The sequence below is a fragment of the Telluria sp. AZSoR62 genome (assembly GCF_058111565.1).
On the sequence record NZ_JBYTST010000006.1, the window covers coordinates 137,812 to 150,236 of the forward strand.

10 protein-coding genes are annotated in these 12,425 nt (G+C 68.5%); 3 read left to right on the top strand and 7 right to left on the bottom strand.

Annotation, left to right across the window (positions count from 1 at the left end; translation table 11 throughout):
- Window positions 1-180 precede the first annotated feature (180 nt).
- Together AC3XQU_RS11510 and AC3XQU_RS11515 are read left to right on the top strand one after the other, a co-directional pair.
- Window positions 181-2,715 carry a TonB-dependent receptor gene (locus AC3XQU_RS11510; RefSeq protein ID WP_489874304.1) on the top strand — a complete coding sequence of 845 codons (2,535 nt, stop codon included), beginning with the start codon at window positions 181-183 and terminating at the stop codon, window positions 2,713-2,715.
- Between the two features lie 14 nt (window positions 2,716-2,729).
- Window positions 2,730-4,076, top strand: a complete 1,347-nt coding sequence (locus AC3XQU_RS11515; protein ID WP_489874305.1) for a serine hydrolase domain-containing protein — start codon at window positions 2,730-2,732, stop codon at window positions 4,074-4,076.
- A gap of 52 nt (window positions 4,077-4,128) precedes the next feature.
- Here AC3XQU_RS11515 and AC3XQU_RS11520 read toward each other — a convergent pair whose 3' ends face one another.
- The 5 genes from AC3XQU_RS11520 to pdxR form a co-directional block, all read right to left on the bottom strand.
- Window positions 4,129-4,479: an EF-hand domain-containing protein gene (locus tag AC3XQU_RS11520; protein WP_489874306.1), complete on the bottom strand. Its 351-nt coding sequence runs from the start codon at window positions 4,477-4,479 to the stop codon at window positions 4,129-4,131.
- Window positions 4,476-6,065 carry a S10 family peptidase gene (locus AC3XQU_RS11525; RefSeq protein WP_489874434.1) on the bottom strand — a complete coding sequence of 530 codons (1,590 nt, stop codon included), beginning with the start codon at window positions 6,063-6,065 and terminating at the stop codon, window positions 4,476-4,478. The genes AC3XQU_RS11520 and AC3XQU_RS11525 overlap by 4 nt, the downstream gene beginning before the upstream one ends.
- A gap of 112 nt (window positions 6,066-6,177) precedes the next feature.
- The gene (gene mnmC1, locus AC3XQU_RS11530) at window positions 6,178-7,851 is read right to left on the bottom strand and encodes an FAD-dependent 5-carboxymethylaminomethyl-2-thiouridine(34) oxidoreductase MnmC1 (protein ID WP_489874307.1); all 1,674 of its coding nucleotides are present in this window, start codon (window positions 7,849-7,851) and stop codon (window positions 6,178-6,180) included.
- 1 nt (window position 7,852) lies between these two features.
- A complete protein-coding gene (locus tag AC3XQU_RS11535) occupies window positions 7,853-8,428 on the bottom strand; it encodes a DNA-3-methyladenine glycosylase I (RefSeq protein ID WP_489874308.1) in 576 nt (191 codons plus the stop codon).
- A gap of 14 nt (window positions 8,429-8,442) precedes the next feature.
- Window positions 8,443-9,933 carry a MocR-like pyridoxine biosynthesis transcription factor PdxR gene (gene pdxR, locus AC3XQU_RS11540; RefSeq protein WP_489874309.1) on the bottom strand — a complete coding sequence of 497 codons (1,491 nt, stop codon included), beginning with the start codon at window positions 9,931-9,933 and terminating at the stop codon, window positions 8,443-8,445.
- A gap of 182 nt (window positions 9,934-10,115) precedes the next feature.
- Here pdxR and AC3XQU_RS11545 point away from each other — a divergent pair, with 182 nt between their 5' ends.
- Complete coding sequence (locus AC3XQU_RS11545) at window positions 10,116-10,652, top strand: FMN-binding negative transcriptional regulator (protein ID WP_489874310.1); 537 nt, start codon at window positions 10,116-10,118, stop codon at window positions 10,650-10,652.
- A gap of 34 nt (window positions 10,653-10,686) precedes the next feature.
- Here AC3XQU_RS11545 and AC3XQU_RS11550 read toward each other — a convergent pair whose 3' ends face one another.
- Entirely contained in the window at window positions 10,687-11,307 is a 621-nt protein-coding gene (locus tag AC3XQU_RS11550; protein WP_489874311.1) for a DUF4142 domain-containing protein, read from the bottom strand.
- A gap of 115 nt (window positions 11,308-11,422) precedes the next feature.
- Complete coding sequence (locus tag AC3XQU_RS11555) at window positions 11,423-12,220, bottom strand: DUF4142 domain-containing protein (RefSeq protein WP_489874312.1); 798 nt, start codon at window positions 12,218-12,220, stop codon at window positions 11,423-11,425.
- Window positions 12,221-12,425 lie beyond the last annotated feature (205 nt).

Sequence of the window (12,425 nt, forward strand, 5' to 3'; positions counted from 1 at the left end):
ATCCCATAGGAGCGCGCGCCCGAATGTCCGCCACGGCCCAAGGCAAACAAGGACTTTGCTTGCAAACCATGCAACTGAGCTTTCCGAACCGGTCATTCCAGATGAAAAGTTTCATGCATAACATTCTTTTACGCTCGATCAGCCGTCGACGACATACCAACAACAATCAAGGAGACTCCATTGAACACCAAGCCAAGCGCCATCGCCGCTGCCGTATCCGCAGCCCTGATCGCCTATGCGCCCCATGCCGCGGCGCAGGAATCGGGCGGCACGCCCCTGCCCCCTGCGGGTGAGGCGGCGGCCGTCGCGACCCAGGCCTCCAAGGAGGCCAGGCTGGAAGCGAAGGAAGAGCAGATCACCAGGGTGGTCGTGACCGCATCCAAGCGCAGCGAGCTCGCCTCCAAGGTGCCCTACAACGTCACGGCCATCTCGGAAGAAACGCTGCGCCGCGAAAACATCACCGATGCCAAGCGCCTGATTGCCGAGAACGTGAGCATCAGCGCTCCCGGCAACGGGGCGCGCTTTACCGATTCCGTCACCGTGCGCGGCCTGAACGTGTCGCCGGTGAACGCCAATAACATCGAGCAGTTCGTCCGCTCCACCCTCGCCTATTACCTGGACGATACGCCCTTGCCCTTCATGGGATACCGGATCAAGGACATTTCCCGGGTCGAAACCCTGCTCGGGCCCCAGGGCACGCTCTACGGCAGCGGCAGCCTCGGCGGCACCATTCGCTACATCACCAACCAGCCCAGGCTGGGCAAGACCGAATTCAGGGTCAACACCGGCTTCTACCAGACCCGGCATGGCGGCCTGAGCAACGACACCGATGTCGTCCTCAACCTGCCGCTCGGCGAACGCCTGGCGCTGCGCGCCTCGCTGGCCCGCCTCGACGAGAAGGGCTACACCGACCGCGTGTCGAATCCGCCATGGAACGTCAATAATGGCGCCGGCACCTGGGTCACCAAGCCCGACCCGGCGCGCAACGTCTACGAGGACGACGACTGGCAAAAGGTCAATGGAGGACGGGTCAGCCTGCTGTGGAAACCGCACCGCGATGTCGGCCTGACCTTCGCCCATACCCAGCAGAACCAGCTGGCCCACGGTACCACCGGGGTCAGCCTGACCCCGCTCGGCATCGCCAACGCCACCACCGCGGCCGAGAAGCTGGCGGTGTGGAACTACGACCGCTACGGCGAACTGTGCGGCCCCCAAGGCAAGGATCCCTGCCCGACCTACACGGACGCCTTCCGCACGCCCTTTGCCGTCAACGACCACACCATCCTGTCGCGCTACGAAGAGTTTTCCGACCGCAGGTTCAAGCTCGATTCGATCGACCTCGACTGGGACTTCGCGTTTGCGAAACTGCATTCGTCGACCTCGTATTTCACCGACGAACGCCAGGGCCAGGCCGACTATACGGACCGCGGCCACGTGTTCTACTACCTGCTGGGCGACTCCGGCGCCAGGATCGACAGCGGCCGCTCCGCCTACATGACCTTCGACAACCGCTATACCGGTTTGGCCCACGAGACGCGCCTTACCTCGAACGGCGACGGACCGTTCAGCTGGATCGCCGGGGTGTTCTACACGCGTACCAACAAGAGCCTGAAATTTTCCGAGATGATGGAAGGCCTGGACGCCTACAACGGCATCGAGCGCCAGGCGAAAGGCGGACGGGTCGACGAAGGGTACACCGAAGACCTGTCGAGCAAGTACTCGGAAACCGCGGTCTTTGGCGAGATCGGCTACCGTCCGACGCCGAAGTGGCTGCTGACCGTGGGCGGACGCCTGTTCAAGTACGACGACAAGGCGCGCTCCTTCATCAAGGACTTCACCTACGACCTGGTCGACAGCGACAAGACCAATACCACCAGCGCGAGCGGGGAGTCCTATTACAAGTTCAACGCATCCTATCAATTCAACGACAACCTGCTGGCCTATGCGACGCTGTCGGAAGGCTACCGGCGCGGCGGCGTGAACGGCTTCCGCGACTTCGGGGCCAACAAGATCACCACGGAAGGCAATGAATACCGGCCCGACTCGACCCTCAACAAGGAAATCGGCATCAAGGGCTACCTGTTCGGGCGCAAGCTGTATGTCGAAGCCAGCATCTACCGGATCGACTGGAACGATACCCAGACCTACCGCAGCCAGGAAGTCGAGAACGGCTTCCCGATCAACGGCACCGCCAACGGCCCCGACGCCCACACCCAGGGCCTCGAACTGACCGCCCGCTACCGCCTCGACGCCAGCTGGAGCGTCAACATGGCAAGCGCCACCAACCGGGGCGAGTTCGACGAGACCAGGACCCACTGCCTGTACGGGAATACCTCGGGCGCCGGCTGCACGACCTGGTACGAGGGCGACCGCCTCGGCGGCGGGGCCAAGTGGAAGCACAATCTCGGGGTGCGCTACAACACCTACTTCGACAACGGCATTTACATGAACGCGGGCCTGAGCGGCCGCTATGTCGGCCGGGTGCTGACCAACCGCGATACCAACGGGGTGCCGCCTACCGAATTCCCATCCTATGCCCTGTTCAACGGCGATATATCCTTCAGCCGCGACAACTGGGAGCTGGGCCTGTGGGCGCGCAACCTCGCCGACCGCAGTGCCCAGGTATCGTCCCAGCCGATCGGGATCACCGGCGCGCGTCCCATCTTCGCGCAGCCGCGGACGATCGACATCAACCTGTCTTACCAGTTCTATTGAGTCCGGGTCCAGCCGTGCGCACAGCTTGCTGGAGAGCCCTGGCTTGTCTCGGCCTGGCGGCGGGCGCGGCCGCGTGCACGTGGACGGGAGGGTTCGGCGCCACGGAGGCGGCGCCGGGCCCATCGCGGCCAGGTGCGCTCGACCGCGAACTGCAGGCGATCGTCGCCGATCCGGTGCTCGGCATGGCCAGCCTGTCCGTGCTGGTAGTGCGCCGGGGCGAGGTCGCGTACCGGCGCGGCTTCGGCCATCGCAGTATCGACCCGCTGGACGGCTCGCGCAACCTGCCGGCCGGCCCCGATACCCTCTACCGCATCGCCTCGGTGTCGAAACTGGTCACGGCGCTGGGGGTCATGCGGCTGGTGGAAGAAGGCAAGCTCGCGCTCGACCGCGATATCGGGGACTACCTGGGCTACGCGGTGCGCAACCCGGCCCATCCAGCGCGCCCGCTCACCCTGCGCATGCTGCTGAGCCATACCTCCTCGCTGCGCGACGACGGCGGCTACAGCTGGGGTGCGCAGGCGGCGCTCGCGACGGCGCTGGAGGACAGGCAGCGCAGCTGGGACCTGGATCACCGGCCCGGCGACTACTTCAGCTACAGCAACCTGAACTGGAGCGTGATCGGTACAGTCATGGAAGCGGCAAGCGGCGAACGCTTCGACCGCCTGATGCAGCGCCTGGTCCTGGCGCCGCTGGACATGCGCGGCGGCTTCCATGCCGCGGCCCTGGCGCCTGCGGCCAGGGACAACCTGGCCACCCTGTACCGCAAGCGGGCTGCAGCCTCGGCGTCCGGGGGGTCGGGCGGCTGGGTCGCCCAGGTCGACGACTACCGCGCCGCGCCGCCCGCCGCGCCGGCCGGGCTGGAACACTATGCGATCGGGAGCAATGGCAGCCTGTTCAGCCCGACCGGCGGCCTGCGCGCCTCGGCCGACGACCTGGGCAAGGTGATGCGGATGCTGCTCGACGGCGGACGCCACCAGGGGCGGGCCTTCCTGTCGAGCGCCAGCCTGGCTGCGATGTTCTCGACCCAGTGGCGGCACGATCCGGCGCTGCGCAACGGCGACACCCACGGCGGCCTGTTCATCCACTGGGGGCTCGGTGCGCAAGGATTCGGGACCGCGAAGGGCGAGCGCAGCCGGCTGCTGGCCGAGGGCTATCCTGCGTGGGGCCACCTGGGGGAAGCGTACGGATTGCTGTCGGTCTTTGCCCTCGATTTCAAGACGCGCAGCGGGGTCGTCGTCCTGATCGGGGGCACCGCCAGCGACCCGGGCACGCTGCCGGGCGCCTATTCGGCGCTGTCACGGCAGGAAGAGGTGGTCCTGACGACGCTGCACCGGCACCTGCCGGCGCCGGGGTCGCCTTGAACAGGCGGTAAGACAGGAAGCGGCAAGCGCGGGTTCCCGCCGGCGGGCAGGCCTAGCGCCGCTCCGCCTTCACCCGCGCCAGGTAGGCCCGCAAGTCGTCGAAGCTGACGGCGCCGCGGCGCGCCGTATCGATCTCGTCGAAATGCCTGGCGACGAAGCCGAAGTTCTTGGCCTCGTCCATGCTCAAGCTGCCGTTGCCGTTCACGTCGGCCTCGCGGAACTGCTTCTCGAGCTTGGCCAGCGCCTGCGCGCGCAGCGCCGCGCCGGTCGCCGCCGGGGCATCGGGCTGGCGGTTGCGCAGCGCCGGGGGCACCATGCCGTCGACGCCGATCGGCGCCTGCGCCTGCGCCGCAGCCGCGCCCGCCGCACTCATGAATATCAAGAACAGATGCATGGTTTTCATTGTGCCACCGATACGCTGTTGTAGAAGGCGCGCAGGTCGGCCTTCTGGAGGCGGCGCACGCGGTCGTCGAGATAGCTCATGTGCCCGCTGTCGTAGTTGCGGATCTGGATACCGGCCTGCGGACCCAGCCGCGCCAGGTCGAGCTCGGTCTGGTAGAAGGGCGTCGCCAGGTCATGGTAGCCGCCCATGGCCAGCACCTTCATGGCCGGGTTGAGCGTCAGGGCCGCGGCCAGGTCCGGAATCGTGTCCGGCACTGCCTTGCCGTCATGCGAGAAGTTCCACAGGTTCAGCATGTTGTTGGACCCCAGGTAGGGCGTGACGGCCGTGTAGCGCAGTTCGTTCTTGAGATAGGTGCCGATCGCGCTGTTGAAGACGCTGCCGACCAGGTTGATCGACGGATCGCCGCCGGCGGCCAGCGCGCTGCCGACGGGCGCGCGCACCCGCGCATCGTAGCGTCCGATCACCTGCCCCGTCTGGAACCGCGCGCGGTAGGCGCCCGGCACCATCGAGAAATCCTGGCGCCAGGTCAGCGCAGGCACGCCGGTATAGGTGGCCAGCTGGGTCAGGGTGGCGTCGGTCGGCGGCGCGCCGCTGGCAATGAAGGGGCCGACCTCGCTGCGGTAGGGGCCGGCGGCAAAGTCGCGCACGCGCTGCAGAAGCGACGAGAAGTCGGTCGGCAGGCTGCCGCCGTTCTGGTAGTAGCTCGACACGGCCGCATAGCTCGGGATATAGCCTTCGCAGCTGACCTGCCCGGGATTGAACACGCCGCAGTTCGAGTTGTAGTTCATGGCGGGCGATTGCAGCATGACGCCGGTCACGCGCACCCCGGCGGTTTCCAGCAGGTTGGCCATCACGGCCGCGCGCGGCCCGCCATACGATTCGCCGAACAGGTAGACCGGCGAGGCCTGGCGGTTGTTGGCGATGAGGTAGCGGCGCACGAAATCGCGGAAGGCCGCCGCGTCCTGGTCGACGCCCCAGAACTGGGCATTGGTGCGCGGGGCGATCGCCTGCGAGTAGCCGGTGCCGATGGCGTCCACGAACACCAGGTCGGAATGGTCCAGCAACGTTTCCTGATTGTCGACCATCGCCGGCGCGGTCGCGGGCGGCTCGGTCGACGGGAAGGTGGTGGCCATCCGGCGCGGGCCGAAGGAGCCCAGGTGCAGCCAGATCGAGGCCGACCCCGGCCCGCCGTTGTAGAAGAAGGTGACCGGCCGCTGCGCCGCCGGCAGCGTGCCGGCGGTATAGGCGACGTAGAAGAAGGACGCCGCCGGCTGTCCGGTCTGCAGGTCGGTGGCCGTGAGGTGGCCGGTGGTGGCGGTGTAGTCGAGCGAGCGGCCGTCGAGGGTAATGCGGGCCTCGACCTTGGCCGCGTTCTCCGTCGCGCTGGCCAGTGCGGCCGAGGCGCCGCCCGAATAGACGACCGGATCGGCATAGCTGCCCGGCAGCGCCGCCACTGGCGGCGGCGGAGGCGGCGTCACGACCACCGGCGGCGGCGGGGCCGGCGCGGGGGCCGGCGAACTGCCGCCACCGCCGCCGCACGCGGCCAGGGAGGCGGCGAGCAGGATGCCTGTCAGCCTGGGTAACAGGGCGCCGCAATGCGGCACGAGCGCAGAACGTTGAGTCGCCAAGATCGTCCCCGTGGAAAACGGTTGAGTATGGCGTCGATTATGCGCCGACTGAAAAAAAACTCAACAATAATCACATGGCTGGCGGCTGCCCCTGGTCCAGCGCAGCCAGCGGCGCCTTGCCCGCACGCCGTGCGCGCAAGACGAAGCGCGCCGGATCGAGCGCGTCGACCAGAGTCGTCTCCAGCGGCAGCGGCTCGCCCTCCAGTTGCGCCGCAAGCAGTTCGGCCGCCAGCGGCGCCCAGATCAGGCCGCGCGACGCGTAGCCGAGCAGGCAGTGCAGGCCGGGATGGCGCGGCACGTCGCGCAGGCGTTCGGTGGCGCCGGCGGCGGCGAAGTCCGGCAGGCGGCCTACCAAGGGAAGGCGGTCTGGCGCCACGCAGCGAAAGCCCACGCGGCCGGCCAGCGGCGCGCCTTCGGCCACAAGCGGGTCGGAGACCAGGCCGCGCAGGCGCGCGATGTTCTCTTCCTGGCTCGATGCACGCAGGCCGGGATCGTCGTCGAGGTCGTAGGTGGCGCCGGCACAGGTGATGCCGCCGGCGGCCGGGGTCAGGTAGGCTTCGCGGCACAGCACCAGCGGCAAGCTGGGCGCGGCGCCGCCCGGCAGATGCGTGACCTGCCCGCGCAGCGCGGCCAGCGGCAACCCGGCCGATTGCGCCAGATGGCGCGCGCCGGCGCCGCTGGCCAGCACCACGGTCGGCGCCTGCGCGACGACGGCGCCATCTTCGGCGCGCGCCCGCCATACGCCGTCATGCTGCTCGAGCGTGACGCTGCCGGCGCCAAAGCGCCGCGTCAGCCGCCCGCCGCAGGCGGACAGCATCGCATCGCACACGCTGCCAGGTCGCGCCCAGCCGCCCTGCGCGAACAGCCAGGCGCCATCCGGCGCCGGAAGGCCGAGCAAGGCTTCGGCCTGTTTGCGCTCGAGCCAGCGCGCGAACTGCGGCGGGTAGCTGCCTTCGCGGGCGATGGCGCGCGAGACCTCGGCATGATCGGCGTCGCGCGCCAGCTGCAGCACGCCGCAGGCCTGGCCTTCGATCGCCCCGCCGATGCCGCCATACTGGCGCCAGGCCCGCAGCGCGTACAGGTAGGCGGCGCGCGTCAGGCGGGTCGGGATGTTGTCGTCGCGCGAGAGCAGCGGCATGAAGATGCCGGCCAGGTTGCCCGATGCTTCCATCGCCGGCGCCGGATGCCGCTCGACGAGCGTGACCTCCCAGCCGCGCGCGCACAGGCTGGCGCATGCCGCGGCGCCCGCCAGCCCCGCCCCGATCACGAGCGCGCGCCGCTCGGGCAGCGGCGGCACCGGCAGGCGCGGCTTGCGGCTGGCGAAGACAGCCTCGGTAGCGCTCTCGAATACGAACCCCTGCCCTGCCAGCGCCGCGCGCTGTTCCTCGTCCAGCGTCCTGGCGAACAGGCGCGCATCGCTGGCGACGATGCGCGCCAGCGGACGCACGAAACCGGCGCCGGCAACGGCATCGAGCAGGACGGCGTCGGGCTGCGCGCCCAGCTGCGCCAGCGCCGCGTCAAACGGCATGGCAAGCAGCGTCAGTGTCAGGCGGGGATCGTCCTGCGGGATGCGGTGAAAGCCGGGCTGCAGGCCTGTTGCCAGCGCCACGATGTGCAGACGCGTGCTCCGCTGCGGGTCGGCCAGCCAGTCGGCCTGCAGCGCGCGCATGGCCGCGCCATCGCCGTAAGCCGTGGCCAGCACCGTATAGCGCTCGCGGCCGCGCCAGTGCGCGCGCAGGTCCATCTCAGCGTGCCGCGCGCCGGAAGCAGGCCCGGTCGTGGTCGTCCACCATGCCGATGCCCTGCATGTAGGCATAGACGATGGTCGAGCCGACGAACTTGAAGCCGCGCTTGGCCAGGTCTTTCGAGATGCGGTCCGACAGCTCGGTCTTGGCCGGGCGCGCCTTGTCCGGCCAGTCGTTGACGATCGGTTTGCCGTCGACCCAGCCCCACAGGTAGGCGTCCAGCGTCAAGCCCTGCCCGCGCATGGCGAGGTAGGCCCTGGCATTGGTGATCGCGCTTGCGACCTTCAGGCGGTTGCGCACGATGCCGGGGTTGGCCAGCAGCTCGGCCGTCTTGGCATCGTCGTAGCGCGCGATTTTCTCGGCATCCCAGTTATCAAAAGCGGCGCGGTAGGTGTCGCGCTTGTTCAGGATGGTTTCCCAGGACAGGCCGGCCTGCGCGCCTTCGAGGTTGAGCATCTCGAACAGGGTGGTCTCGTCGTGGCAGGGCACGCCCCACTCGTGGTCGTGGTAGGCCAGGTAGCGCGGATTGGCCATGTTGGCCCAGGAGCAGCGGGTAGGAGTCGGCGAGGCGGTCATCTCGGGAGTATAAATCAGCTGCTCGCCGCCAGCACCGCGGCCAAATCCTCGACGCCGCGCCGGATGTCCGCGGGCCCGACCGCCGAAAACCCCAGCAGCAGGCCCGGATCGACCGCGCAGGCCGGCGCCGCCTGGTGATTGGCGTAATAGGCCAGCGGACGCAGTTCGATGCCGGCGTCCAGCGCCGCCTGCGCCACCCGCGCCTCGTTGGGAAAGCGGCCGTCTGCAGCGGGACGAAAATGCACGCACAGGTCCAGGCCGGCATCCGAGGGCCCGCAGCGCAGCCGCTCGCCCAGGCGTGCATCGACCGCGCCGAGCAGGGCTTCGCGCCGCTCGGCATAGGCGTCGCGCGTGCGCCGGATGTGGCGGGCAAAATGGCCTTCGCCGATGAAGTCCGCCAGCACCATCTGCGGCACGATGGCGCTGTGGCGGTCGACCACGGCCTTGGCGCGCGCCAGCGGCTCGGCCAATGCGGGCGGCGCCACCACGTAGCCCAGCCGCAGGCCGGGGAACAGCACCTTGGAGAGCGTGCCGACATAGATCACGCAGCCAGCGCCGTCCAGGCTTTGCAGCGAGGCCAGCGGCGGGCCGGTGTAGCGGTATTCGCTGTCGTAGTCGTCCTCGATGACCCAGGCCTTGTTCTCGACCGCCCAGCGCAGCAGCGCCAGGCGCCGGCCCAGGCTCATGGTCACGCCCAGCGGCAGCTGGTGCGAGGGGGTGGCGAACACCATGCGCGCATCGGGATAGTGAGCCGCGCCATAGGCCACGTCCATGCCTTCGGCATCCACCGGCACCGTGCAGATGCGCGCGCCGGCCACCGTCATCGGGGCGCAGGCGCCCTGGTAGCCGGGCGACTCGATCCACACTCCGTCGCCGGGCGCCAGCAGCAGGTGGGCCAGCAGGTACAGGGCCTGCTGCGAGCCGGAGGTGATGATGACCTGCTCGGGCGTGCACACCACGCCGCGCGCGGCGCGCAGGTAGGCGCACAGCAGTTCGCGCAAGCCCGGGTGGCCGGAGGGCTCGCTGTAGCCCAGGTGCGGGCCGGGACGGCGCAGCGCGCGCAGTTCCAGCTTGCGCCAGGTATCGAAGGGGAACAGGTCCAGCCCGGGCATGCTGGGCCGGAAGGCACGCACCGGACCGTCGTGGTAGCGCACCCGCGACATGGCTGCGGCCATCGCCGCGCCGCGCTCGGGCAGAGGGCGCAGCAGGCCGGCGCCGGCAGGCCCTGCACGCCGCGCCACCGGCAGCGCCGCATCCACGTAGGTGCCCTGCCCGACGCCGCCGCGCAGGTAACCTTCGGCCGTGAGCTGCTCGTAGGCAGCCAGCACGGTCTGGCGCGACACCTTCAACATCGGCGCCAGTTCGCGCGTGGCGGGCAGGCGCGCGCCGGGAGCCAGCCGGCCTTGCAGGATGGCGTCTTTCAGCCAGGCGTAGAGCTGGCGGAACAGTGGCGTGGCGCTGGCGCGGGCCAGTGGAACGGCGGCAAAGAGGTCGTGGATGTGCATAAAATTGGTACGCCCATCTTCGCCCGGATTGGCACTTTAAGCAAGCCAAGTGATTGCCTATGATCACGGTTCGACCACGATGGGGGACCAATGAAACAGTTCGACGCACAGGGAAAGCCGGCGCACGCGCGCTGCCACACCGCCACTTCGCTCACGACCGCGGTCGTGGCCATGGAGGGCTGATGTACCTGCCTTCCCGCCACCGCCAGCCGGACGCGCAGGCGATGCAGGCGCTCGTCGCCAGGCACGCGCTGGGCATGCTCGTCACGCACGACGGCGAATTGCCGGACGCCGACCACCTGCCCTTCGAGTGGTTCGAGGCCGCACCGCACGGGGTGCTGCGCGCGCACGTCGCGCGCGCCAATCCCGTGTGGCGCCGCGAAGGGCAAGCGGTGCTGGTGGTGTTCCGCGGCCCGGCCAGCTATACGCCGCCCGACCAGCAGGAAAAGGCCGCCACCGGGGGCCGCGTAGTGCCGACCTGGGATTACCACGTGGTGCACGCGCACGGCCGCCTGCGCGCGGTGCACGATCCGGCCTGGCTGCTGGACCTCCTGCACGGGCAGACCGCCCACCACGAAGCGGCCCAGGCGCAGCCCTGGTCGGTTGCGGATGCGCCGCCCGCCTATATCGACGGCATGGTCAAGGCGATCGTCGGCATCGAGATCGTCATCGAGCGGATCGAAGGAAAATGGAAAGGCAGCCCGCAGGCTGCCCGTTGACGCACACCCTGCCCGTTCGCCGGGCAAGCGTGGATTACTTGGTCGGCGCGCCGGCGGTGCCCATGGTGGAGCGGCCCGACTTGGCGATCATTTCCTCGGCCATGACCAGGTGCTGCTCGACGATCGGCCGCATCTTCGTGACCAGCGCCTTGACCTCGGGATCCTTCAGGTCGACGAGGTGGTCCTTGAGCTTGTTATGGGTGTCGGAATGGTCGGCACGGCCCGCCTGCTTGATATAGCTGCGGTTGAAGATCTCGCCTTTCAGGGCCTTGAGCATGGCCAGCTTGGCCTTGTACTTGACGCTCAGCTCGGTAGGCAATTCCACGCCCTTGGCCTGGGCCAGGGCCTGCACCTCGGCCTGGGCCTTGGTGTGGTCGTCGACCATGCGCTGGGCGTAGCCCTTGACCTCGGGATTGGCGCTCTTGCTCAGCGCAAGCTTCGCAGTAGCGATCTCTGCTATGTTGGCCATGGCCAGGTCGGTGAGCGCGTCGCGGTCGGCGCCGGTGAGCTTGGCTGCGGGCGCCGCGGCAGGCGCCGTTGTGGCCTGGGTGGCTGGCGCCGCCTGCCCGGACTGGGCCTGGGCCGGCGAGATGCCGAAGGTCGCTGCGGCGAGCGCGGCGGCGAGCAGGGTGATGGTGCGCTGTGTGTTCTGCATGGTAATTCTCCTTGCGCACGAACGCGCCGGCGGAACGCGAAAGTCCCGTCGGCGCGGTGCCGATGATGTGCCGCCCGGCTCGCCTGGTGGCGCGCGGGGCGGCTGAGGTAACTGCTTACTTGCCCGAGGTCGTACCCGACTTCGCCGTCGACATCTGCTGGGCCGCCTTCAGGTGCTGCTCGACGGTCGGCATGGTTTTTTCGGCCGCGGCCTTGACGTCAGGATCCTTGGCGTTCTTGGTGATCGACTTCAGCTTGGCATGGGTTGCCTTGTGGTCGGCCAGGCCTGCCTGCTTCATGTAGGCCTTGTCGAACGCGTCGCCGCTGAGCTTTTCCAGCTTGGCAGACATTGCCTTGTGCTTGGCATCGAGCTCGGTCGGCAGGGTCACGCCCTTCGACTGCGCCAGGGCCTGCACTTCGCTCAAGGCCTTGCCGTGGTCGTCGATCATCTGCTGGGCGAAGGTCTTGACCTCTGCGTTCTGGCTCTTGCTCAGTGCCAGCTTGCCGGTTTCGACTTCAGCCATGTTGGCCATGGCCATGTCCATGATGCCCTTCTTGTCGGCAGCGGTGAGCTTGGCCGTGCCGGAACCGGTGGCGCCGGCGGCGCCCGATGCGCCCGAGGTGGTCTGGGCGGTATCGGTGGCGCCGGTATGCGACTTGGCGCCGTCGGCGTGGGTCATGCCCTTGGCGCCCTTGGCGGCGGTGGTACGGTCTTCCATGCCCATGCTGCTGGTGTTGTTGACGGTGCCGTCGGCAGCGGTCTTGCCGGTCATGTTCTGCTTGCCGGTTGCCGTCTGGTTCGTCATCGATTGGGCGGTCTGGCCGCTGGTTTGCGCCTGCACGCCGAAGGCGCTGAACATGGCGGCGACTGCGCTCACTGCGAGCAATTTCTTGACCATTTGGTTTTTCTGCATGGTGTTCTCCTGATTTTTTGGGTGGTATGAGTGACGCCCAGGAACAGTCCGGGCGGCGTTCCTGTCTTTTGACATCGGTCGATGTCGAGCGAGTCGAGTGTAGACCTGCAGGTAACGGAACAGCGCACGTTAGCCGTATTGCAACATTAAGGCGCGCCGGGACCGAAACGGGCCCGGCGGCGGGCCGCATGCGCCGCCGTCCCGT

Excerpts from the sequence above, each read along its gene's own strand:
- AC3XQU_RS11545 (WP_489874310.1), top strand. The coding sequence starts at position 10,116 with ATGTACCTGCCTTCCCGCCACCGCCAGCCGGACGCGCAGGCGATGCAG.
- AC3XQU_RS11550 (WP_489874311.1), bottom strand. The coding sequence starts at position 11,307 with ATGCAGAACACACAGCGCACCATCACCCTGCTCGCCGCCGCGCTCGCC.
- AC3XQU_RS11535 (WP_489874308.1), bottom strand. The coding sequence starts at position 8,428 with ATGACCGCCTCGCCGACTCCTACCCGCTGCTCCTGGGCCAACATGGCC.
- AC3XQU_RS11520 (WP_489874306.1), bottom strand. The coding sequence starts at position 4,479 with ATGAAAACCATGCATCTGTTCTTGATATTCATGAGTGCGGCGGGCGCG.
- AC3XQU_RS11555 (WP_489874312.1), bottom strand. The coding sequence starts at position 12,220 with ATGCAGAAAAACCAAATGGTCAAGAAATTGCTCGCAGTGAGCGCAGTC.
- pdxR (WP_489874309.1), bottom strand. The coding sequence starts at position 9,933 with ATGCACATCCACGACCTCTTTGCCGCCGTTCCACTGGCCCGCGCCAGC.
- mnmC1 (WP_489874307.1), bottom strand. The coding sequence starts at position 7,851 with ATGGACCTGCGCGCGCACTGGCGCGGCCGCGAGCGCTATACGGTGCTG.